23 protein-coding genes are annotated in these 20,461 nt (G+C 69.5%); 15 read left to right on the top strand and 8 right to left on the bottom strand.

All coding sequences use genetic code 11. The annotated features are described in order from the left end of the window. Nucleotides 1–3 precede the first annotated feature (3 nt). Together HKK74_RS11690 and HKK74_RS11685 are read left to right on the top strand one after the other, a co-directional pair. Complete coding sequence (locus HKK74_RS11690) at nucleotides 4–1,482, top strand: glycosyltransferase family 87 protein (protein ID WP_187243177.1); 1,479 nt, start codon at nucleotides 4–6, stop codon at nucleotides 1,480–1,482. A gap of 11 nt (nucleotides 1,483–1,493) precedes the next feature. After that, a complete protein-coding gene (locus HKK74_RS11685) occupies nucleotides 1,494–2,618 on the top strand; it encodes a mannosyltransferase family protein (protein WP_312881424.1) in 1,125 nt (374 codons plus the stop codon). A gap of 89 nt (nucleotides 2,619–2,707) precedes the next feature. Here HKK74_RS11685 and HKK74_RS11680 read toward each other — a convergent pair whose 3' ends face one another. Beyond that, entirely contained in the window at nucleotides 2,708–3,595 is an 888-nt protein-coding gene (locus tag HKK74_RS11680; RefSeq protein ID WP_187243176.1) for an oxidoreductase, read from the bottom strand. Between the two features lie 144 nt (nucleotides 3,596–3,739). On the opposite strand from HKK74_RS11680, the gene HKK74_RS11675 reads away from it, so the two are divergent. Next, the gene (locus HKK74_RS11675; RefSeq protein WP_187243175.1) at nucleotides 3,740–4,408 is read left to right on the top strand and encodes a helix-turn-helix transcriptional regulator; all 669 of its coding nucleotides are present in this window, start codon (nucleotides 3,740–3,742) and stop codon (nucleotides 4,406–4,408) included. 163 nt (nucleotides 4,409–4,571) lie between these two features. Beyond that, nucleotides 4,572–5,039: a barstar family protein gene (locus HKK74_RS11670; RefSeq protein ID WP_222722165.1), complete on the top strand. Its 468-nt coding sequence runs from the start codon at nucleotides 4,572–4,574 to the stop codon at nucleotides 5,037–5,039. A 40-nt stretch (nucleotides 5,040–5,079) separates the two neighbouring features. On the opposite strand, the gene HKK74_RS11665 is transcribed toward HKK74_RS11670, so the two are convergent. Beyond that, entirely contained in the window at nucleotides 5,080–5,850 is a 771-nt protein-coding gene (locus tag HKK74_RS11665) for a deoxyribonuclease IV (protein ID WP_187243174.1), read from the bottom strand. A gap of 30 nt (nucleotides 5,851–5,880) precedes the next feature. Beyond that, a complete protein-coding gene (locus HKK74_RS11660; protein WP_187243173.1) occupies nucleotides 5,881–6,183 on the bottom strand; it encodes a hypothetical protein in 303 nt (100 codons plus the stop codon). A 132-nt stretch (nucleotides 6,184–6,315) separates the two neighbouring features. On the opposite strand from HKK74_RS11660, the gene HKK74_RS11655 reads away from it, so the two are divergent. The 7 genes from HKK74_RS11655 to HKK74_RS11625 all read left to right on the top strand — a co-directional run bounded on the left by HKK74_RS11655 (nucleotide 6,316) and on the right by HKK74_RS11625 (nucleotide 10,254). After that, entirely contained in the window at nucleotides 6,316–6,486 is a 171-nt protein-coding gene (locus HKK74_RS11655; RefSeq protein WP_187243172.1) for a hypothetical protein, read from the top strand. Between the two features lie 120 nt (nucleotides 6,487–6,606). Continuing rightward, nucleotides 6,607–6,897, top strand: a complete 291-nt coding sequence (gene rpsF, locus HKK74_RS11650; protein WP_187243171.1) for a 30S ribosomal protein S6 — start codon at nucleotides 6,607–6,609, stop codon at nucleotides 6,895–6,897. A 41-nt stretch (nucleotides 6,898–6,938) separates the two neighbouring features. Further along, a complete protein-coding gene (locus HKK74_RS11645) occupies nucleotides 6,939–7,508 on the top strand; it encodes a single-stranded DNA-binding protein (protein WP_187243170.1) in 570 nt (189 codons plus the stop codon). A gap of 137 nt (nucleotides 7,509–7,645) precedes the next feature. After that, nucleotides 7,646–7,882 (top strand): 30S ribosomal protein S18, encoded by a 237-nt coding sequence (gene rpsR / locus HKK74_RS11640; protein WP_187232226.1) that lies wholly within the window; start codon nucleotides 7,646–7,648, stop codon nucleotides 7,880–7,882. A 17-nt stretch (nucleotides 7,883–7,899) separates the two neighbouring features. Beyond that, the gene (gene rplI, locus HKK74_RS11635) at nucleotides 7,900–8,346 is read left to right on the top strand and encodes a 50S ribosomal protein L9 (RefSeq protein ID WP_187243169.1); all 447 of its coding nucleotides are present in this window, start codon (nucleotides 7,900–7,902) and stop codon (nucleotides 8,344–8,346) included. 163 nt (nucleotides 8,347–8,509) lie between these two features. Beyond that, a complete protein-coding gene (locus HKK74_RS11630; RefSeq protein ID WP_187243168.1) occupies nucleotides 8,510–9,328 on the top strand; it encodes a peptidoglycan recognition protein family protein in 819 nt (272 codons plus the stop codon). A 113-nt stretch (nucleotides 9,329–9,441) separates the two neighbouring features. Next, nucleotides 9,442–10,254: a peptidoglycan recognition protein family protein gene (locus HKK74_RS11625; RefSeq protein ID WP_376771522.1), complete on the top strand. Its 813-nt coding sequence runs from the start codon at nucleotides 9,442–9,444 to the stop codon at nucleotides 10,252–10,254. Here HKK74_RS11625 and HKK74_RS11620 read toward each other — a convergent pair. Next, nucleotides 10,251–10,439, bottom strand: a complete 189-nt coding sequence (locus HKK74_RS11620; protein ID WP_187243167.1) for a hypothetical protein — start codon at nucleotides 10,437–10,439, stop codon at nucleotides 10,251–10,253. The two genes, HKK74_RS11625 and HKK74_RS11620, sit on opposite strands and share 4 nt — an antisense overlap. Nucleotides 10,440–10,492: 53 nt before the next feature. Continuing rightward, nucleotides 10,493–11,821: an MATE family efflux transporter gene (locus tag HKK74_RS11615; RefSeq protein ID WP_187243166.1), complete on the bottom strand. Its 1,329-nt coding sequence runs from the start codon at nucleotides 11,819–11,821 to the stop codon at nucleotides 10,493–10,495. Between the two features lie 331 nt (nucleotides 11,822–12,152). On the opposite strand from HKK74_RS11615, the gene dnaB reads away from it, so the two are divergent. Then, the gene (gene dnaB / locus HKK74_RS11610; RefSeq protein WP_187243165.1) at nucleotides 12,153–14,561 is read left to right on the top strand and encodes a replicative DNA helicase; all 2,409 of its coding nucleotides are present in this window, start codon (nucleotides 12,153–12,155) and stop codon (nucleotides 14,559–14,561) included. 132 nt (nucleotides 14,562–14,693) lie between these two features. Here dnaB and HKK74_RS11605 read toward each other — a convergent pair whose 3' ends face one another. The 3 genes from HKK74_RS11605 to HKK74_RS11595 form a co-directional block, all read right to left on the bottom strand. After that, on the bottom strand, nucleotides 14,694–15,428 hold the full coding sequence (locus HKK74_RS11605; protein ID WP_187243164.1) for a dienelactone hydrolase family protein: 735 nt from the start codon (nucleotides 15,426–15,428) through the stop codon (nucleotides 14,694–14,696). A 592-nt stretch (nucleotides 15,429–16,020) separates the two neighbouring features. Next, nucleotides 16,021–17,193: a sensor histidine kinase gene (locus HKK74_RS11600; RefSeq protein WP_187243163.1), complete on the bottom strand. Its 1,173-nt coding sequence runs from the start codon at nucleotides 17,191–17,193 to the stop codon at nucleotides 16,021–16,023. Further along, nucleotides 17,180–17,854 carry a response regulator transcription factor gene (locus tag HKK74_RS11595; protein WP_187243162.1) on the bottom strand — a complete coding sequence of 225 codons (675 nt, stop codon included), beginning with the start codon at nucleotides 17,852–17,854 and terminating at the stop codon, nucleotides 17,180–17,182. The genes HKK74_RS11600 and HKK74_RS11595 overlap by 14 nt, the downstream gene beginning before the upstream one ends. 125 nt (nucleotides 17,855–17,979) lie before the next feature. Between HKK74_RS11595 and HKK74_RS11590 the strand changes: the two genes are divergently transcribed. The 3 genes from HKK74_RS11590 to HKK74_RS11580 are packed head-to-tail and all read left to right on the top strand — an operon-like array spanning nucleotide 17,980 to nucleotide 20,461. Then, nucleotides 17,980–18,519, top strand: a complete 540-nt coding sequence (locus HKK74_RS11590) for a hypothetical protein (RefSeq protein WP_187243161.1) — start codon at nucleotides 17,980–17,982, stop codon at nucleotides 18,517–18,519. Continuing rightward, a complete protein-coding gene (locus HKK74_RS11585) occupies nucleotides 18,516–19,709 on the top strand; it encodes a peptidoglycan-binding protein (RefSeq protein WP_187243160.1) in 1,194 nt (397 codons plus the stop codon). Before HKK74_RS11590 ends, HKK74_RS11585 begins: the two co-directional genes overlap by 4 nt. Then, a complete protein-coding gene (locus HKK74_RS11580; protein WP_187243159.1) occupies nucleotides 19,706–20,461 on the top strand; it encodes an ABC transporter ATP-binding protein in 756 nt (251 codons plus the stop codon). The genes HKK74_RS11585 and HKK74_RS11580 overlap by 4 nt, the downstream gene beginning before the upstream one ends.

The following is a 20,461-nucleotide window of genomic DNA, read 5'->3' as shown; positions in this document are numbered from 1 at the left end:
TCCATGTCGCAGTCCTCGTCCGAATCGGACGTGATCGCGGGGTCCGGTGGTGCCACCGGTGACGGTGGCCCCGGGCCCCGCGTCCGGAAAGAGGACCGAGAGCCGGTCGGCCGGCTCGGCCGGTTCGCCCCGGTCCTGGTCGGCGGTACGGTCCTCGTCTGTGTTCTCGGCTACGTCCAGAAACTGCCGTGCCGTTCTGCGGGGTTCGACTTCGCCGAGACGGTGACGCGCGCCTGCTACACCGACGTCTACCCGCTGTACTTCAACCGGGGCATGTCCGACGGCAAGATCCCGTACTTCGACAAGATCCCGGAGCCGGTCGAGTACCCGGTGCTCACAGGCTGGTTCATGCACGTCGTCAACGTTCTGGTGCGTGCACTGGTCGACCCGGTCGGCACCGCACGGGGCATGGCCTTCTACGACGTCACAGCACTGATCCTCGGAGTGTTCGCGGTGGTCGCCGTGCTCGCGACGGCGCACGCCGCGGGACGCCGGAGCACGAGGGCCGGTCTGATGGTGGCACTGTCACCGGGACTGCTGCTCGCCGCGTACATCAACTGGGACCTGCTCGCCGTCGCACTCGGCGCGCTGGCCGTCGCGGCCTGGGCGCGCAGGTGGCATCTGACCGCGGGCGTTCTGCTCGGCCTGGCCATCGCGGCGAAGTTCTACCCGGTGGTGCTGCTCTGGCCGTTCGTACTGCTGTGCCTGCGCGCGGGCCGGCACCGGGAACTGCTCCGCCTCCTGGCCGGTACCGCCGGGGCCTGGCTCGTGCTCAACGTGCCGGTGATGCTGTTCGCCCGGGACGGCTGGTCGCGGTTCTACGGCTTCAGCAAGGACCGCGGCGTCGACTGGGGCTCGGTCTTCTTCTACCTCATGGACCACGGCCTGCCGGCGGCGCGCGACGTCCACGACCTCAACCTCATGGGCCAGGGCGCGTTCGCCGTCCTCTGCGTGGCCATCGGCGTCCTCGCTTTCGCCGCCCCGCGCAGACCCCGGCTGCCGCAGCTGCTCTTCCTGGTGCTGGCCGCGTTCATGCTCACGAACAAGGTCTGGTCGCCGCAGTACGTGCTGTGGCTGCTGCCGCTCGTTGCCCTGGCCCGGCCCCGCCTGCCCGCCTACCTGATCTGGCAGGCCGGAGAGTTCGTCTACTTCCTGGCCATCTGGTGGTACCTGCTCTCGGTCACCCAGCAGGTCGAGGGCGCCGACCTCGGTACGACGCTGTCCGCGCTGTCGCGGTTCGAGGTCCCCGACGACGGCATCAGCGTGAACGTCTACTACATCGGGCTGTTCGCACGGTTCCTCACGGTGCTGCTGCTGGTGGTCCTGATCGTCAGGGACGTGCTCCGTCCCGAGCACGACGCCGTACGGCTGGACGGCGACGACGACCCGGCGGGCGGTGTCCTCGACCGAGCCCCCGACCGGCTCACTCTGCGGACGGTCCGCGGTGGCCTCGCCCGGCCGTCGCTGAAGCCGAGCGGCTGACCGAGCGGTCCGTGAGCCTCCTCAACACGCGTCTCAACCCGCGTCTGGACACGCGCGACCGCGCGGCGCTCGCCACGTGGCTGCTGTCTCGCGCCGGCATGGTGCTCGTCGCGGTCATCGCAGCCCGGACGATGGTGCGCGGAGATCTGCAGGAGCCGTTCCTCGACCGGTGGACGCAGTGGGACGCCGACCACCTCATCGAGATCGCGAGGTACGGCTACGGCGGGGATCCGGCGCAGCCACCCGACGCCGGCCTGCCCGGCTTCTTCCCCGGCTTTCCGCTGGTCGTCCGCGCGGTTCACGTCGTCGTGCCGGACTGGCGGCTGGCCGCCCTCCTCGTGTCCTTCGTCGCGGGCGCGGTGGCGATGGTGGCCCTCGCCCGGCTGGGCGACCACGAGTTCGGCGCCGGCACCGGGCGACGCGCCGTCGTGGCACTGCTGCTCTGCCCGGTGGCGCTCTTCCTGTTCGCCGGTTACTCCGAGGCGCTGTTCCTGGCCTTCGCACTGCCCGCGTGGCTGCTGGCCCGGCAGGGCCGGTGGGCGCCCGCAGCCCTGTGCGGGTTCGCCGCGGGGGGCGTACGGATCACTGGGATCTTCCTGGCCGTGGCCCTCGTCGTGGAGTTCCTGACCGGCGAGCGGCGGCAGTGGCGGCAGGCGCCGTGGCTGGTCGTGCCCTTCCTCGCCCCGGCGGCGTACTGGACGTACCTCTGGCAGTGGACGGGGCACATCAACGCCTGGCAGATCGCCCAGGAGAAGGGCTGGGGCCGCGACACCGTCTGGCCGTGGCAGGCGTGGCAGACCACCTGGAACGCGGCCTTCCACGCCGACAACCAGTTCACCCACGCGTTCCGCGTGGAGCTGGCCGCGGCGGTGATCGGGGTCCTGCTGACCCTGTGGCTGCTCGTCAAGAGACGGTGGGCGGAGTCCAGCTATGTCGGCCTGCAGCTCGCCGCGCTGATGACGTCGGCGTTCTACCTCTCGATCGGCCGGGCGACGCTGGTGTGGTGGCCGCTGTGGCTCGCGCTCGGCGCGCTCGGTGTACGCCGGCCATGGGCGTACGCCGCCCTGCTCCTGCTCAGCGTCCCGCTGCTGGTCGTACAGGTGATCCTTTACACCTCGGGTTCCTGGGCCGGCTGACCGCCGGCGGGCGGCCGCCGGCGGCCAGGAGTTCAAGTGGTCGGGCGATCCAGCGGGTCACGCGATCGAGTGGTCAGAGGGTCGGGGCCTCAGTGGGCGGGGGTCAGCGCTTCGAGCTCGGTGAGATCGCGCGGGTCCAGCCGGAGCGCGGCGGCCGCGACGTTCTCCTCCAGATGCGCCGGTGCGGACGTGCCGGGAATCGCCAGCATGGCCGGGGACAGGGCGAGCAACCAGGCCAGTATGGTCTGTGCCACCGTGGCGCGGTGACGATCGGCGACGCGTCTGATCCGGTCGTCGTCCGGGAGCCCGACTCCGCCGAGGGGGAAGAACGGCACATAGGCGATGTCCTGCCGGGCGCAGATCTCCAGCAGCTCCCTGTCCTCCTGGAGCATGACGTGGAACCGGTTCTGCACGGCCGCCACCGGCGCGATCGCCTGTGCCTCGTCGAGCTGTGCGGCGGTGACGTTGCTGACGCCGAGATGGCGGACGAGGCCCTCGTCACGCAATGCGGCGAGGGCCTCGAAGCGCTCGCCGATCCGCTCCGCGGTCGGCCCTTCGATGCCGCCGACGCGCAGATAGACCAGGTCGAGGCGGTCGCGGCCGAGCTCGACGAGATTGCGCTCCACGGCGGCGCGCAGCTCTGACGGGCCCGCCTCGGACATCCGGCCGTCCGGCGCTCGCTGCGGGCCCACCTTGGTGGCGATCACCAGATCGGCCGGATAGGGGGACAGCGCCGAACGGATCAGCTCATTGGCGGAGAGATCGCCGTAGAAGTAGAACGAGGCGGTGTCGATGTGGTCGACCCCGAGCTCCACCGCGCGCCGCAGCACGGAGAGCGCCGTGTCCCGGTCGCCCGCCGGACCGTTCCAGCCGCGCGCCGGAAGCCGCATCGCCCCGAAGCCCATGCGGGACACCCGCAGGTCACCACCCAGCGCCCAGTGCCCGGACGCGGTGGCCTTGATGTGATCTGTCGTCATGACCTCACTCTGCGATCGCGTACGACACCGGGCGAGCCGGTGGCAGCAAGCTGCCACTCCGGGTGGCGCCGGCCCATTGGATGTGCCGGGGCCGGGTCGGGGCCGTTTTGACCTGGCTCGACGGCGGTCGCACACTGGATCGCGATGAACCTCGATCCGGACCGGAACGTGACTCTGCACGGCGAGAGCGAACTCGTCGAGCGCGCGGGGCACCTGTTCACCAGTGCACGCGAGGAGTACGTCTGCGCGGCCGCCGACCTGCGCACCTGGGCGATGCCCGGCATGCGGGAGCGGATCGTCGCTGCGCGGCGCGCGTCGTCATCGGCGCCCGCCGTGCACAAGCTGTTCAGCCCCCGGGTCCTCGACGACGAGGAGTCCGAACGGCATCTCGCCGGGCTGGCCGGGCGAGGGGTCCGGGTACGGATCTGCGCGGCCGCTCTGGCACATGAAACGATCATCATCGACCGGCGGATCGCGATCCTCGCGGGCCCGCCGGTGCGCGGCGTGCGCGACTACACCATCGTGCGTTCACCGGACGTGCTCAACGGCGTGATCTCACTGTTCTGGGCCACCTGGGAAGCGGCCACGGAGCTGGCCGCCGTACTCGCTGCCGGCCCGATCGCGCTCGACGAGCAGGACCGGCGGATCCTGCGGACGCTCGGTGAGGGTCTCAAGGACGAGACGGCGGCCCGGCGGCTCGGGCTGTCGCTGCGGACCTACCGCCGTAGGGTGGCCGAGCTCATGGCGGCGCTCGGTGCGACGTCCCGCTTCCAGGCCGGCGCCCGCGCCCGCGAGCTCGGTCTGGGCGGGTAGTCGGCGCAGGGTTCCCGGCACCCGGGGCCGTCACCACGGGAACAATGGTGGCCGGTCGGCCGCACTGCCGCGGCTCCCCGACCGGACCTTCCGCACCACCGATCTGCACCACCGATCTGCACCACCGATCTGCACCACCGATCTGAACCATCGAGAGGACAGCATGAGCGAGCTCGGCGGCATCGAGATGTTGCTGACCGGGGCGGCCAAGCCGGGCGTCTACAGGTGGACGGTTCCCGGCGCCACCCGCCGCGGTGACGTGGCCGACGCGGCGGCCAGGGCCGGCCGGCGGCTGTTCTGGCTGGCCGGGCAGAGCGTGACCGATGGAGACGAGTTCCTCGATCTGTGCGCCGAGAGCTTCGCCTTCCCCGACTGGTTCGGCCACGACTGGGACGCCCTCGGTGACTGCCTGACCGATCTGACCTGGGCGGACGCCGACGCCGGATTCCTCGTCGTCTACGCGGGGTGGCAGGCGCTGGCGCAGGAGGACCCCGGTGCGTTCGGCACGGCGGTCGAGATCTTCGAATCGGCCGTCGACCTGTGGCGCGACACGGTCACCCCGATGACCGTGCTGCTGCCGGGTGACGGCGACGACCCGGTCGCCGCCGGGCTGCCGTTGCTCGGCGCGTGACCGGCCGGCGCACGCGACCGTTCGGAGGTCCCCGAGCCCCTCAGAGGTTGTCGCGCAGCCAGGCGATGTCGGCGGCCTGACCGTCTGACGGGGTCTCGACCACGACCGGGGCTCCGGCCGCCCGGACGACCGTGAGGATCAGTTCCGGGTCGATCTCGCCGTTGCCCAGGTTGGCGTGCCGGTCGGCACCGGAACCGAAGGAGTCGCGGCTGTCGTTGCAGTGGACCAGATCGATCCGCCCGGTGATCGACTTGATCCGGTCGACCGCGTCGATCAGTTCTTCGCCCGCCGCGTGCGCGTGGCAGGTGTCGAGGCAGAAGCCGACCTTGCTCTCGAGATCAACGACGCCGTCGAGCGTCTCCCAGAGCCGGGCGATCCGCTCGAACCTGCGGGCCATGGCGTTGTCGCCGCCCGCCGTGTTCTCGATGTAGATGGGGATCGGGCAGTCGTCGAGCCGCTCGAAGACCTTCCGCCAGTTGTCGTAGCCGATCTGCGGGTCGTCGTCCTTGAGCAGGTGCCCGCCGTGCACGATCAGCGCCTTGGCACCGATGGAGGCCGCCGCCTCGAGGTGCTGGGAGAGCAGCTTGCGGCTCGGGATGCGGATCCGGTTGTTCGTGCTTGCCACGTTGAGGACGTACGGCGCGTGGATGTAGACGTCCACGCCGGCATCGCGGACGGCGGCCGCCCCCTCGGGCACCACCGGCTTCTTCCATCCCTGCGGGTCGCCGAGGAAGAACTGTGCGACCTCCGCCTTGCGGGCCGTGGCGGAATCGAGCGGGTTGGTCTGGGCGATGTGGGCACCGATGCGCATGTCCGCAAGCCTACGGGTTCGTCCCGCCGGTCATGGCGTGAAGCCGCCGTGGGCCAGGGAGAGAGCCAGGCCGACGAAGGAGGCGATCATCCCGATGATGTTGAGCCAGCGTTCGCCGCTGGTGACCGAGACCATCTGGGAGTACAGCGCGACCGGGAAGCCGATCAGACCCACGAACGCGCCGAACATGTGCGCCCGCACGATCAGCCCGAGCACGATCGCCGTGAGCCCGAGGAGCATGGAGATCACCGCGAGCGAATTCTCCATCGGATGCCGTGCGCCGTCGGTGTTCAGCATGGTGATGTGCCTGCGGCCGGGGAGTGCCAGTGGCATCGTGCCACCCCCTTGTGACGTGCGAGGAGTACTCCTCCGAGAGTCGTCCTCGGCACGGCTTCCGTCAACCCGCGGTTTGTCGGCCCCGCGCGGTAGTGTCGAACACAGCTTCGATGGGGACGGAGGTGGACCGTGACGGAGACGCACGATCTCGAGGTGATCGGTGACGCCGAGCTGGTGGAGGAGCTGTCCATGCTGACGACCCAGACGGCGCGCATGCGGTCGCGGATGGTGGACATCATCGCCGAGCTTGACCGGCGAAGGAGTCTGGCCACGAGCTCGCACGCTGGAAACTCTTGGTAGCCTGGGTCGGTCCCGTGTGGCAGGGCGAACAGATCCGGTCATGCCCGCGGTGAGACGCAAGAGCCCTCCTGTCACGGAGAGACCGTGACCGCATCAGTCCAGAGGAGGTAGGGACACAGCATGCGTCGCTACGAACTCATGGTGATCCTCGACGCCACTGTCGAGGAGCGCGCCGTAACCCCGTCGCTCGACCAGTTCCTTGGGGTCGTCAAGTCCGACGGTGGCAGTGTGGAAAAGGTCGACGTCTGGGGCCGCCGGCGCCTGGCGTACGACATCCAGAAGAAGTCCGAAGGCATCTACGCGGTCATCGACCTGACGGCCGAGCCTGCAACGGTCAAGGAACTCGACCGGCAGCTCAACCTCAACGAGACGATCCTGCGTACGAAGGTCATCCGTCCCGAGGCCCACTGAGCCCCCAAGGCCACTGAGTCAAGAGCAGCCGGAGCGAGTCCATGGCAGCAGGCGATACCCAGATCACGATCGTCGGCAACCTCGTCGAGGATCCGAATCTGCGCTTCACCCCCAGCGGTCAGGCCGTCGCGAGCTTCCGCGTGGCGTCCACTCCCCGCTTCCTCGACAAGCAGACCAACGAGTGGAAAGACGGCGAGAGCCTCTTCCTGACCTGCAACGTCTGGCGGCAGGCGGCGGAGAACTGCGCCGAGAGCCTCCAGCGCGGCATGCGAGTCATCGTTTCGGGCCGCCTCAAGCAGCGCTCCTACGAGACCCGCGAGGGTGAGAAGCGCACCGTCTACGAGATCGAGGCCGACGAGGTCGGTCCCTCGCTCAGGAACGCCACCGCCAAGGTCAACAAGACTCAGCGGCAGGGTGGCGGCGGCGGCTTCGGCGGGGGCGGCGGAGGCGGTTACTCCGGCGGCGGTGGCGGTGGCGGCGGCGGTGGCGGCTACGCGGGCGGCCCCGGCGGCGGGCCCAGTGGCGGCGGCGCTCCGGCCGACGACCCGTGGGCCACCGGCGGTGGCGGTGGTGGCGGCGGCGGAGGCTACTCCGACGACCCGCCGTTCTAGTCCGCCAACGCGACCAGATCAGCGCGTCCGCGTTCACCTGCCCCTTGGGGCGCGGACATGACAGCGCCCACAAGGGGTACCCGACCACATCAGTGTCATCCCCGTGAGAACGGGGCTCTCCTCAAAGGAGCACCACGATGGCCAAGCCACCACCTCGCAAGCCGAAGAAGAAGGTTTGCCTGTTCTGCCAGGAGAAGATCTCCTACGTCGACTACAAGGACACCGCGCTGCTGCGCAAGTTCATCTCCGACCGGGGCAAGATCCGCGCCCGCCGGGTGACGGGTAACTGCACGCAGCACCAGCGCGACGTCGCGACCGCGATCAAGAACGCTCGTGAGATGGCGCTCCTGCCGTACACGAGCACCGCGCGCTGAGGGGAGTGCGAGAAATCATGAAGCTCATTCTCACTCAGCAGGTGTCCGGTCTCGGCGAGCCCGGTGACGTCGTCGAGGTCAAGGACGGCTACGGCCGTAACTACCTCGTCCCCCGCGGTTTCGCGATGAAGTGGACCCCCGGCGCCGAGAAGCAGATCGACCTGATCAGGAAGGCCCGGTCGGCTCGCGAGATCGCGACCCTCGACCACGCGACCGAGATCGCGAATCGGCTCAAGTCGCTCAACGTGCGCCTGCGCACCCGGGCGGGCGACAGCGGCCGGCTGTTCGGCTCGGTCACGGCCGCCGACATCGCCGGTGCGGTCAAGGACTCGGGTGGCCCTGACCTTGACAAGCGTCGTATCGAGGTGCGCAATCCGATCAAGACGATCGGCGAGCACCGGGTCTCGGTGCGCCTGCACCCCGAGGTCAACGCCACGATCCAGCTTCAGGTGATCGGTTCCTGAATCTGACAAAGTTGTAAACGAGGCCGGACCTGTACAGGTCCGGCCTCGTTCATCGTGCAGCCGCTTTCGCGGCGGTTCGGTTTGGCAGTCATCGACATGGCCGGTTTGGCGGCCTCTTGATACCCATGGGTAACCATCTCGGCCGCTACGAGAGGACCCCGCCATGTCCGATGCTCTGCCGCCGTCTCCGTCACCCGAGCCGTCCGACCCGCCGCCCGCCGACCGGCCCAGCCGGCGGCGACTCCTCGGCGGCGCGGTCACGCTGGGGGGAGCGGCGCTGCTCGCCGGTGCGACCGGCCTCCAGTCCAGCGCGTCCGCCGCGACCCGGCCGTACATCTCGACACGTGCTCAGTGGCAGGCCCGGGCGCCGAGAAGCACTGCGACGATTCTCAGCCGCGTGCCCGACCACATCGTCGTGCACCACACCGCGACGGCGAACTCCACCGACTACTCGGTGAACCACGCGTATGCGCTGTCCAGATCGATTCAGAACTACCACATGGACAGCAACGGCTGGTCCGACGTCGGCCAGCAGTTCACGATCAGCCGGGGCGGCTACCTGATGGAGGGCCGCAACCGGTCGATCTACGCGCTCGACACCCGTACGCACGTGGTGGGCGCGCAGTGCGCGGGGCACAACGAGCACACGGTCGGCATCGAGTGCGAGGGTCTCTATACCTCCGCGACACCGCCGTCCGCGCTGTTCAGCACCCTGGTGCGGCTGTGCGCCTTCCTCTGTGACCTGTACGCGATCCCCCCGTCATCGGGGATCGTCGGGCATCGCAACTATGTCGCGACGGCCTGCCCGGGCGACACCTTCTACAGCATGCTGCCCAGGCTTCGGCAGGAGGTCGCGGCTGAGATGGGGCTGGTCGGAGCGGACGCCACTGAGCATCCGCTGCCCGACCTCGGCCGCGGCCTGCGCGGCCCGCAGCGCGCCTTCGACCACGGCCCCGCCCTCGCGCGGGGTGAGCGCGGGTAGTCCGAGACCCGCGCGAGCGGGCGGTGATCTGAGGCCGCGAGATCCTTGGTGACCACCTTCTCTCCCGCTACGGTCAGTAGTCGGATTCCGTAGCGGGGGAGGAGCGTGGGGAGTTGCAGGGTGATGAACTGCCGAAACGCGGATCGCTCGTCGGGGTGTCACGTCGCCGGTTGCTCAGCGGAGCGATCGGGGTGGGCCTGACCGGGGGGACCGCCGGCGCGGTGCTGTCGGCGGGGCTGGTGTGGAGCGGACCCGCGGCGGCCGACGGAGGCCCTCCGGTCATCCACCCGCGCCGGGCGTGGGGGGCGAGACGGCCGAAGGAGCACGCGCGGGTGCTGCGCGGCGGTCCCGACCACATCGTCGTGCATCACACCGCCACACCCAACTCGGGTGATGCCTCCCTGGCGCACGCCTTCGCGCTGTCGCGGGCGATCCAGCGTTTCCACATGGGCGGCCGTGGCTGGTCCGACATCGGCGAGCAACTGACCATCAGCCGGGGCGGCCACATCATGGAGGGCCGCAACCGCAGCCTGCGGGCGATGCTGTCCGGCCGGCACGCGGTGGGCGCGCAGACCCTGAACCACAACAGCCACACGATCGGTATCGAGAACGAGGGGAACTACATGCGGGCACCGGTGCCGCCCGCACTGTGGTCCTCGCTGGTGCGGGTGTGCGGATGGCTGTGCACGGTCTACGGCCTGGATCCGTACCGGGCGATCGTCGGGCACCGCGACTTCAACGCCACGAGCTGTCCTGGTGATGTGCTGTACGCCAGGTTGCCGGAGTTGCGCCGCCAGGCCGCCGGGTTGATCGGCCGGCCCGGACCGGTGGTGCCCGCCCCGAAGTCCTCGACCGGCACGGGCGGCGATGTGGAGGATGACGAGCAGTTCGATTTCGGAGACTACGACGACTCCGGACCCGTCTAGGATTCCGGGCCGGTGTAGAGGGTGCGACGGCGGGCGATCTCTGGATCGATGCCCTCGACGAGAGACCAGATGCCCGCCACCCGTTCCACCCAGGTCTCCGGTGGCAGCCCGGCCAGACCGTCCGAAGCGAGATCGTCGATTGCCTTCGTCAGCCGGGCCAGCCGCTCGCCATGCGTTGAACACATGTTCGAATTCTAGCGGATCCGCTTGTCATTCGAGTGTGTTTTCGAACAACCGGTCACTGCCGTACCGCGCCGGTGACGAGCCAGGCGTCACCGCGGGCGCGCAGCCACAGGGCGATGAACCGGGCGACCATCCACACCCCGATCGCGCCCCAGAGGGCGACCAGCCCGCCATCGCTCAGATGCACCACGCCGGCGGCGGGCAGGAAGGCGGCCGTCGTGAGCAGTCCGGCCACGGCGAGATAACGCATGTCGCCGGCACCGATCAGCACGCCGTCGAGCACGAACACCACGCCTGCGATCGGCTGCATGAGCGCGATGACGATCAGTGTGCCGAGCAGCAGGTGCCGTACCGCGGGGTCCTGGGTGAACAGGTGCGGGAGCCACGGGCGCACGGCCAGCACGAGGAGTGCGAACAGCACTCCGCACGCGATGCCCCACTGCACCATCCGCTGGGTGGCGGCCCGGGCGCCGGCCACGTCGGAGGCGCCGAGCTGCCGGCCGGTGATCGCTTGACCCGCGATCGCGATGGCGTCGAGCGCGAAGGCGAGCAGTGTCCACACCTGGAACCCGACCTGGTAGGCGGCGATCTCGGCGTCGCCCATGTGGGTGGCGACGACCGTGCCGATGATGAGCACGACCCGCAAGCTCAACGTGCGGATCAGCAGGCTCACGCCGGCCGTGGCGGAGGCGCGCAGGCCAGCGAGGTCGGGGCGCAGGAGAGCACCGTGCTCCCGTGCCCCGCGCAGCACCACCGCGATGTAGACGCCCGCGCCGGCGGTCTGCGCGATGACGGTGCCCCAGGCCGAGCCCGCGATGCCCCAGCCGAAGACTAGGACGAAGAGCACGTTGAGCGCGAGGTTGACCCCGAACATGCCGGTGGCCACGCGCAGCGGGGTCGCGGTGTCCTGCAGCCCGCGCAGGACACCGGTGCCGGCGAGCACGATCAGCATGCCCGGGATGCCGAACAGGCTGATCCTGAGGAAGGTCTCGGCCTGTGCCGCGACCTCGGGGGACGCGCCGAAGGCGTCGATGAGCCAGGGACTCGTGGGCCAGCCGACCGCGACCAGCAGGACGCCGATGCCGAGCGCGAGCCAGATGCCGTCGATGCCCTGCCGGACGGCCTCGCGGACATGGCCCGCGCCCACCTTCCGGGCGACGGCCGCGGTCGTGCCGTACGCGAGGAAGACGCAGACGTTGACGAGAGTGCTGAGGATCTGCCCGGCCACGCCCAGGCCGCCGAGCGGTGCCGTGCCCAGGTGGCCGACGATGGCCGAGTCGGCGAGCAGGAACAGCGGCTCGGCGACCAGCGCGCCGAACGCCGGCACCGCGAGCCGGAGGATCTCGCGATCGTGTGGGTGCCGCAGCACGGAGGGAAGCGCCATGACGGGAGCAGGTTATCAGGCCTGTAATTACCGAAGTGCAACTCGCACATTACGCCAGTGTGGGACGGGCACGCGCCGAGTTTCTTTCGCGCACAGGCGGTGGACGATGTTCTCGCAGTTCACAGCAGGTACGCGGCCAATACTGACCGGGTTGTCCCCAGAGTTCTCCACAGGTCGTGCACAAAGGTCCCGGCGTGTTGCACAGCGGCTCCACAACGCCCTCCACAGATCGTTTTGCCGGTGCTCACGATGGCGCGGAGAATGTCGTACCCGGGCGGTAAACCTGAGGTGGTCGTGCTCCAGGTGGCGATTGCGACGAGGGGGTGCGTGAATGAGCGTGACGGAGCTTCCGCCGCACGAGCGGGAATTCGAGCGCACTCCGCCGCACGACGTCGCGGCGGAGCAGTGCGTGCTCGGCGGCATGCTGCTGTCGCAGGACGCGATCGCCGACGTGGTCGAGACGCTCCGCGCCCCGGACTTCTACCGGCCCGCGCACCAGCTCATCTACAACGCGATCCTCGACCTCTACGGCCGGGGCGAGCCGGCCGACGCCGTCATGATCGCCAACTCGCTCACCAAGAGCGGCGAGATCGGGCGCGTGGGCGGGGCGCCCTACCTGCACACGCTCATCTCGTCGGTACCGACGGCCGCCAACGCGGGCTACTACGCCAAGATCGTTCAGGAGCGCGCCGTCCTGCGCAAACTGGTCGAGGTGGGCACCCGCATCACCCAGCGAGGCTATGCGGCCGACGGTGCCGACGCCGACGCGATCCTCGACTGGGCCGAGGCCGAGGTCCTCTCCATCGCCGAGAAGCGCACCGGCGAAGACTACGTGCCGCTGAGCGAGATCATGCCCGGCGCGCTCGACGAGATCGAGGCCATCGGCAGCCGCGGCGGCCAGATGGTCGGGGTCCCCACCGGTTTCCAGGACCTCGACGCGCTCACCAACGGCCTGCATCCCGGGCAGATGGTCATCGTGGCGGCCCGGCCGGCCATGGGAAAGGCGCTCGCGCTCGACACGCCGCTGCCGACCCCCGACGGCTGGACGACCATGGGCGAGGTGAAGGTCGGCGATCGGCTCCTGGCCGCCGACGGTTCGCCCACGACCGTCGTCGCCGCCACCGAGGTGATGACCGGCCGGCCCTGCTACGAGGTCACGTTCGACGACGGCGGTGCCGTCATCGCCGACGCCGAGCACCAGTGGCTCACCGACACCCACGCGTCCCGCAGGTCCGCGCGGGCGGCGGCCGGCCGGGGCGGGGGCCGCAGGCGCACGTTCGCCTCGGTGAAGACGACCCGCGATCTCGCCGAGACGCTCCGATGCGCCACCGCCGACCGGCGGCTGAACCACTCGGTGACGAACGTGCGGCCGCTCGACCTGCCGCACCGCGAGCTCGTGCTCGGTCCGTACGCGCTCGGCGCGTGGCTGGGCGGTGGCCATCCGGCGTCGGCGCGCATCACCGCCGATCCCGAGGTCCTCGTCCGGATCGAGGCCGAGGGCGTGCAGGTGGTACCGGTGATGGGCGCCACTCACGCGCTCCAGCTCCCCGGTCCGCCGGGCACCCGCGGTCACGGATCCGTTCAGGCGATCCTGCGAAAGCTCGGCCTGCTGGACCGGCGGCACATTCCCGCGGCCTACCTGCGGGCCTCCGTCGACCAACGGCGGGCGCTGCTCGCGGGGCTGCTCGACACGGCCGGTGCGGTGACGCGAGGTGGCCGCATCGAGGTCGGCGTGTCCGGCCTCCGGCTCGCCGAGGACGTCCGCGACCTCGTGCACGGCCTCGGCCACCGGTCCTCCGTACGAGAGAAGCGGGCGAGCCGCCGCTCCGTGGCGTCCGTCGCCACCTACACGCTGAGCTTCTCGACCACCGACGAGGTCTTCGCCCTCGAACGCAAGAAGCTGGCGCACAAGGAGAGCGGTCCGGGCACGCGCGCGCGTATGGGATCGCGCTTCATCACCGCGGTGCGACCGGTGCGAAGCGTCCCCGTCCGGTGCGTGGAGATCGACCACCCGGCGCATCTCTACCTCGCCACCCGGTCGATGATCCCAACCCACAATTCGACGCTCGCCCTCGACTTCGCCCGGGCGGCCTCGATCAAGCACGGTCTCACCTCGGCGTTCTTCAGCCTGGAAATGGGCCGCAACGAGATCACCATGCGCCTGCTGTCGGCCGAGGCGCGGATCGCTCTGCACGCGATGCGGTCGGGCACGATGCAGGACGAGGACTGGACCAGGCTGGCGCGGCGGATGAGCGAGGTGGCCGAGGCGCCGCTGTTCATCGACGACTCCCCGAACATGTCGATGATGGAGATCCGGGCCAAGTGCCGACGCCTCAAGCAGCGGCACGACCTCAGGCTCGTCGTGATCGACTACCTGCAGCTGATGAGCTCGGGCAAGCGCGCCGAGAGCCGCCAGGTCGAGGTCTCGGAGTTCTCCCGTTCGCTGAAGCTGCTGGCCAAGGAGCTCGAGGTCCCGGTCATCGCCCTCTCCCAGCTCAACCGTGGCCCCGAGCAGCGCACGGACAAGAAGCCGATGGTGTCCGATTTGCGTGAATCGGGGTCGCTGGAGCAGGATGCCGACGTCGTCATCCTGCTGCACCGTGAGGACGCGTACGAGAAGGAGTCACCCCGGGCCGGCGAGGCCGATCTGATCGTGGCCAAGCACCGTAACGGCCCGACCGCTACGGTCACCGTCGCCTTCCAGGGTCACTACAGCCGCTTCGTCGACATGGCCCAGTGACCAACAGCAGACACCCGGCAGAGTTCCGTGGGCTTCGCTGAGTAGGCCCGGGGCGCGGTGCCGGGATTGCTCCCAGTCCGTTTCCCCGGAGCTCTCGCCGAACCCGCCGTGCCCGTTACTGGGCAGCGGGCTTCAACTGTTGGCCAGGGTGCGGTGGAGGAGGGGGAGCAGGCGGTCCCAGTGGCGCTGCAGTGCGGAGGGGTTGAAGGCGTCGGTGTCGGACATGGTGAAGCCGTGGACGGTGCCGGGGTAGATCTCGGAGGTGTAGCTGACGCCCGCGGTATCCAGGGCCTGGTTGAGCTCGCCGAGGGCCTCGGGCGTGATGTCGGTTTCGGCGTGGCCGAGGTGGACCTGGGCGGTGAGCTTGGAGAGGCTGTCGGGCCCGTCGGCGCCCACGGGGCCGTGGAATCCGGCGACGGCGGCCACCTGGCCGGGGTGGGCCGCTGCGGTGCGCATCGCCAGGAGGCCGCCGATGCAGTAGCCGGTCACCGCGACCGGTCCGGCGCCGACCTCGGGCTGGGTGGTGAGGTACCTGAGGTAGGCGTCGGCGTCGCGCAGGACACGTTCGGCGGTGTGCGCCTCGATCAAGGGCATCAGCTGGGCGATGACCGCAGGCCGGACCTCTTCTCCGATGTGCTCGGGAAGTTCGATCACCGGTGCCGGGCCGTGCCGGTAGAAGAAGTTGGGGACGAGCACGTAGTACCCGTGCCCGGCCAGTTCGCGGGCCATCTCCCGCAGCACGGGCCGGATGCCGAAGCCGTCCGCGTACATCAGCACCCCTGGGTGCCGCTCGCCGTGGTCGGGGAAGGCGGCGAAGGCATCGGCCTGGCCGTCGGTGGTGGGAATCTGCAGAGTCTTGGTGGGCATGACTTCTCCTGTCGTGGTTGATGTGTCGAGCCTGTGATCAACACGACGGAGGCGGAGCCCGCGCAGCAGCGCAAGATCCTCGATCGAACAGCGGGCCCGCACCGGCCCGTACGGCGCTCAGAAGAGCACCGGGTCACCAAACCGTGTGTGGCGCAATGCCGTCCCGGTAATCATCGCCGCAAAGCGTAGCCCACCGGACAAAGCCGACGCACCCTGGCGGGTGGCCCCCGCGGCGTCTCCGCACGCCAACGCCTCCATTTCTGGACGGCCACCAGAATGGGATCCACCGCGAGTAGATGGACGTCCGGTCACCCGACGTCCATCCGTTGCTCAAGATCCGTGGACGTGAAGCTGCTCAACCAGGCTGGAATCCGCGAAATCCCCAGCAGGCGCTGCTCATCGAAACGTGGACCCTACAGTTCTCATCTGTCTCGGCTACTTGTCGTATTCGACATGGTGTTGAGACCCTCGATGGGTGGCTGGCGATCTGCTCTGGTGTCACCTGTCCGCGTGGTTCGGCGTCGGCCGCTGCCCGGGTGAGGAGGTCGCGGGCGCGGCCGGGATCGTATGCAGGCCGCGTGGCCGCGGGTTGTCAGGTATGTGCGCGTACTGGCACCTGGGCGCGACTGTTTGCGGGGAAGCAGATCTCGACGGAGAGGCCGCCGCCCGGGCGCGCGTGTGCGGTGACGTCAGCGCCGTGCGCCGTCGCGATCGCGCGGACGATCGAAAGGCCGAGGCCGTGGTGGCCATCGCTGCGCGCGGTCCGTTCGCCGAGCCGCTGGAAGGGCTCGAAGAGCCGGCCGACCTGCTGCGGGGGGATGACCGGTCCGGTATTGACCACCGAGACGAACGCTCGCCCGGCCCTGGTTTCGGTCGCGACTTCCACGTGGCCGCCGGTCACGTTGTGGTGCACGGCGTTGTCGACGAGATTGGCGACCAGGCGTCCGGCCAGCGCGGGGTCGCCCGCGGACGGGGCGGTCTCGATCCGGGTATAGATGCGCACGCCGCGTGCGTCCGCCTCGAGGCGTGATGAGTCGAGGGCCTGACTGGCGAGATCGGACAGATCGAAGGGCTCTTGGCGGTCGAGACCACGCTCGCTGCTGGCCAGCGTGAGCAGGGCTTCCAGCAGCCGCCCCTGGTCCTTGCTGATCGCGAGCAATCGCTCCGAGGTCGCCCGGTAGGACTCCAGCGTGGCCCCACGGTCGGTGAGTGTCTCCTCGAGGAGCGCACGCTCCAGGGTGAGCGGCGTGCGCAGTTCATGTGCGGCGTTGGCGACGAAGCGTTTGTGCGCGTTGAGGGCGGTCTCCAGACGGCCGAGCAGGCCATCGACGGTGTCGGCGAGGTCTTTCATCTCATCGCGGGGTCCTGTGACGGCGAGCCGTTCGTGCACGTTACGGGCGGAGATCTGCTGGATCGTGGCCGTCATCGTGCGCAGTGGCCGCAGGACACGTCCGGCGACCAGCCAGCCCAGCGCGATCGAGATCACCACCATGATCGCGAGAGCGATCCCGGACTGCGTCAGTAGCTCGCGCAGCTGTGCTTCCCGGACTCGCTTCAGATGCTCGCGGATTTCCGGCCCACTGTCGTCGTATGCAATGACTACTAGACCCGCCTTGGAGCGGCGCATGAGCCAGTAAGTGATCGTGAGAAGGGCCGCACCGGAGATCGTGAACAGTGCGCCGTACAAGGCCGTGAGACGGATGCGCACGGTCCGGAGGGACAGATGAGCGGAGACGCGCGGGCGGAGCAGGTCACGAAGGCGCATGGGCTTCACCTATCCGGTAGCCGCCCTGCTGGACGGTCTCGATCACCGGTGGCGGGCCGAGCTTGGACCGCAGCCGGTTCATCGTGGCCTTGACGGTGGTCGTGAACGGGTCGGCCATCTCGTCCCACACCCGTTCCAGCAGTTCCTCGGCGGACACGACACGGCCGTCGGCGCCGAGCAGGTACTCCAGAACCGCGAACTCCTTCGGGCTCAGCGCCAGGCGCATTCCCGCCCGGGTCGCGATCCGCTGCGCAGGATCCAGTCGCAGATCACCGTGGATGAGGACCGGCGGCAGCGCCGGCTGCGCTCGGCGGCCGAGCGCCCGGATCCGGGCTACGAGCTCGGCGTAGGAGAACGGCTTCGGCAGGTAGTCGTCGGCGCCGAGGCTCAGGCCCGACACCCGGTCGGCGATCGTGCCGGAGGCGGTCAGCATCAGGACACGGGTACGGCGCGTCCGGCTCACCAGCGTGCGGCACACCTCGTCGCCGTGGACGGCGGGCAGGTCCCGGTCGAGCACGACGACGTCGTACTCCAGCAGCGAGGTCCGCTCGATGGCCGCCTCGCCGTCGTGAACCACGTCGACGGCCATTCCCTCGCGGCGCAGGACTCTGGCCACGGAGGCCGCGAGCTCGGCGTGATCCTCGGCCACCAGCACTCTCATCGTGTGGTCAGAGTAACCACTGCCGCGGTCACAGCCGGGTCACAGGAGCTCTGACCGTGGTGTGACCGCCCGTTGCCTAGAAATGGCCTCCAGCGCCCATCCGCAGACGCGAAGGAGACCATGACATGTCCAAGGCGAAGCCGAAACGGACCCTGACGCTGCCGCTGGTGGCGCTCGCGATCTTCCTGCCGGTGCTCGCGGCCTGCGGTGGATCGGACGGCTCTTCCGGCGGTTCGGGTGCGGCGGCGGGCGGCGGTTCGAGTGCGGCGGCGGGCGGTGGTGCCGCTGGTAAGGGCAACGCCCAGTATGTGAAGTACGCGCAATGTATGCGCCAGAACGGAGTCCCGCAGTGGCCTGACCCCGTTGACGGGACGAAGTTCCGGATGCCGTATCCGGGGGCCGTTGATCCCGACTCGCCGCAGGTCAAGGCTGCGGGGCAGAAATGCGAGTCAGTGCGGCCGCCGGGATGGACCTCCCGGCAGGACCCGGCCGCGCAGGCCCGAATGCTGAAGTACGCGCAGTGCATGCGCAAGAACGGGGTGCCCAAGTTCCCCGACCCGCAGGGCGGAGCACTGGACCTCGGTGACCTCAATCTCAACTCGCCGCAGTTCAAGGCCGCGGAGCAGAAATGCCAGTCATTGCGGCCGTCGGGTGGTGGGGGTTGAGCACCGAAGTCAATGAGGCGCCTTCCGGTATGCCCGGTGCCGAGGACACCGCCCCCGGCATCCCGGTTCCGGACCGCCGGAAGCCGCGCCGGCGCGGTCGGAAGGTGCTCGCCGCGACGGGGGCCCTGGTGCTGCTGGTCGCCGCGGGTGTCGCCGCCGCCGTCATGGATCCCTTCGATGACGGGGACACCCAAGCGTCCTCGACCGATGGCACCTCGTTGGCGGCCGTACGGGAAGGACCGCTGTCCACGCAGGTAACGCAGAGTGGGACGCTCTCGTACGCGGCCCATGGTGACGGGACCCCGTACGCCGTGGTCAACCAGGCCAAGGGGATCTACACCTGGGTCCCCAGCGAGGGCAAGGAGATCGGCTGCGGCAAGACCCTGTACCGGGTAGACGAGAAACCGGTGGTGCTGATCTGCGGCGACACACCGGCTTACCGCGCTCTGTCGGTGGGCGACGAGGGACGCGAGGTGCGCGACCTCAACGAGAACCTCGTGAAGCTCGGGTACGCCGAGAAGTCCGAGCTCGATCCCGACTCGGACTACTACGGATCGGAGACCGCGGAGGCGGTCACCGAACTGCAGGATGAGCTGGGCGTCGAGGAGACCGGGAGACTGGCCCTCGGGGATGCGGTATTCCTGCCCGGTCCGCTCCTGGTGACGAAGGCGATGGCCAAGGCCGGAACGCGGGCGGCGCCGGGAGCCCAGGTGGCCCAGTCCACCTCGGCCAAACGCCAGGTGACGGTGGAACTCGACCCCGGTCAGCAGTCCCAGGTCAAGGTCGGTGACCGTGCCCAGATCACGCTTCCGGACAACAGGACGACCCCGGGCAGGGTGGGCCGCATCGGGACGGTCGCGAAATCCGGTGACGACAAGAAGGACTCGTCGAGCTCCACGATCCCGGTGTACATCACGCTCACGCGCCCCAAGGACGCGGGGAAACTGGATGAGGCCCCGGTTCAGGTGCAGATCACAACCGACGGGGTCAAGAAGGCGCTGACCGTCCCGGTCACCGCGCTCATGGGCAAGGCCGGAGGCGGCTACGTCGTCGAGGTGGCCGACCCGGCGGATAGCCGGCGGCGCCGTCTGGTTCCCGTGACGCTCGGCATGTTCGATAACGACAACGGGCTCGTGCAGGTATCCGGGGACCTGTCCGCCGGCGATCAAGTGGTGGTGCCGGCCTCATGAACACGACTCACGATCAACACGGCCAGGCTCCCGCGCTCGAGCTGGAAGGCGTCACCAAGATCTACGGAGGACAGCCACCCGTGCCCGCGCTGCGGGGCGTGAGCTTCACCGTCCGGCATGGTGAGCTGGTCGCCATCGTCGGGCCGTCGGGGTCAGGGAAGACGACGCTCTTGCACGTCATGGGGACGCTGGAGCGGCCCACGGACGGGTTGATCCGGATCGACGGAGTCGACGCGGCGGGGCTCGGCGACCGGCAGCTCGCGGCATTGCGCGCCCGCAGCATCGGGTTCATCTTCCAGCAGTTCTTCCTGGCCGAGCACTCCACCGCCCTGGAGAACGTCGCGAACGGCCTCCTGTACGCGGGCGTCGAGGTCGGCGAGCGACGGCGCCGTGCCGCCGACGCACTCGATCGTGTCGGGCTCGCGCATCGCAGCGACTTCCGTCCCACGAAGATGTCCGGAGGTGAGCGCCAGCGCGTGGCCATCGCCCGCGCACTGGTGGGCAGGCCGGCGATCGTGCTCGCCGACGAACCGACGGGCAACCTCGACAGCACTACGGGAGCCTCGATCCTCGAGCTGCTGCGAGAGCTCAACGCCGATGGCGCGACGATCATCATGATCACGCACGACGGTGACCTGGCCGCACGGCTGCCTCGCCAGCTGCACGTTCTGGACGGCCGGATCATCTCCGACGACAGCGGCGCCTCCTTCGCCGGCTCGGGTGCGTACAGCAGGCCAGGAAAGGCGGAGTGA

This window comes from Actinomadura alba, from assembly GCF_014323705.1.
GTDB classification, from domain to species: Bacteria; Actinomycetota; Actinomycetes; order Streptosporangiales; family Streptosporangiaceae; genus Actinomadura_C; species Actinomadura_C alba.
The sequence above is the reverse complement of the archived record's forward strand: the minus strand, read 5'-3'. Positions and strand labels throughout refer to the sequence as shown.

Bases quoted from the DNA above. Each gene is read 5' to 3' on its own strand.
- HKK74_RS11665 (WP_187243174.1), bottom strand. From the start codon at position 5,850: ATGCGCATCGGTGCCCACATCGCCCAGACCAACCCGCTCGATTCCGCC.
- HKK74_RS11675 (WP_187243175.1), top strand. From the start codon at position 3,740: ATGAACCTCGATCCGGACCGGAACGTGACTCTGCACGGCGAGAGCGAA.
- HKK74_RS11670 (WP_222722165.1), top strand. From the start codon at position 4,572: ATGAGCGAGCTCGGCGGCATCGAGATGTTGCTGACCGGGGCGGCCAAG.
- HKK74_RS11615 (WP_187243166.1), bottom strand. From the start codon at position 11,821: ATGGCGCTTCCCTCCGTGCTGCGGCACCCACACGATCGCGAGATCCTC.
- HKK74_RS11645 (WP_187243170.1), top strand. From the start codon at position 6,939: ATGGCAGCAGGCGATACCCAGATCACGATCGTCGGCAACCTCGTCGAG.
- rpsR (WP_187232226.1), top strand. From the start codon at position 7,646: ATGGCCAAGCCACCACCTCGCAAGCCGAAGAAGAAGGTTTGCCTGTTC.
- HKK74_RS11580 (WP_187243159.1), top strand. From the start codon at position 19,706: ATGAACACGACTCACGATCAACACGGCCAGGCTCCCGCGCTCGAGCTG.
- HKK74_RS11630 (WP_187243168.1), top strand. From the start codon at position 8,510: ATGTCCGATGCTCTGCCGCCGTCTCCGTCACCCGAGCCGTCCGACCCG.
- HKK74_RS11690 (WP_187243177.1), top strand. From the start codon at position 4: ATGTCGCAGTCCTCGTCCGAATCGGACGTGATCGCGGGGTCCGGTGGT.
- HKK74_RS11590 (WP_187243161.1), top strand. From the start codon at position 17,980: ATGTCCAAGGCGAAGCCGAAACGGACCCTGACGCTGCCGCTGGTGGCG.
- rpsF (WP_187243171.1), top strand. From the start codon at position 6,607: ATGCGTCGCTACGAACTCATGGTGATCCTCGACGCCACTGTCGAGGAG.
- HKK74_RS11660 (WP_187243173.1), bottom strand. From the start codon at position 6,183: ATGCCACTGGCACTCCCCGGCCGCAGGCACATCACCATGCTGAACACC.
- HKK74_RS11605 (WP_187243164.1), bottom strand. From the start codon at position 15,428: ATGCCCACCAAGACTCTGCAGATTCCCACCACCGACGGCCAGGCCGAT.
- dnaB (WP_187243165.1), top strand. From the start codon at position 12,153: ATGAGCGTGACGGAGCTTCCGCCGCACGAGCGGGAATTCGAGCGCACT.
- HKK74_RS11600 (WP_187243163.1), bottom strand. From the start codon at position 17,193: ATGCGCCTTCGTGACCTGCTCCGCCCGCGCGTCTCCGCTCATCTGTCC.
- HKK74_RS11680 (WP_187243176.1), bottom strand. From the start codon at position 3,595: ATGACGACAGATCACATCAAGGCCACCGCGTCCGGGCACTGGGCGCTG.
- rplI (WP_187243169.1), top strand. From the start codon at position 7,900: ATGAAGCTCATTCTCACTCAGCAGGTGTCCGGTCTCGGCGAGCCCGGT.
- HKK74_RS11595 (WP_187243162.1), bottom strand. From the start codon at position 17,854: ATGAGAGTGCTGGTGGCCGAGGATCACGCCGAGCTCGCGGCCTCCGTG.
- HKK74_RS11620 (WP_187243167.1), bottom strand. From the start codon at position 10,439: ATGTGTTCAACGCATGGCGAGCGGCTGGCCCGGCTGACGAAGGCAATC.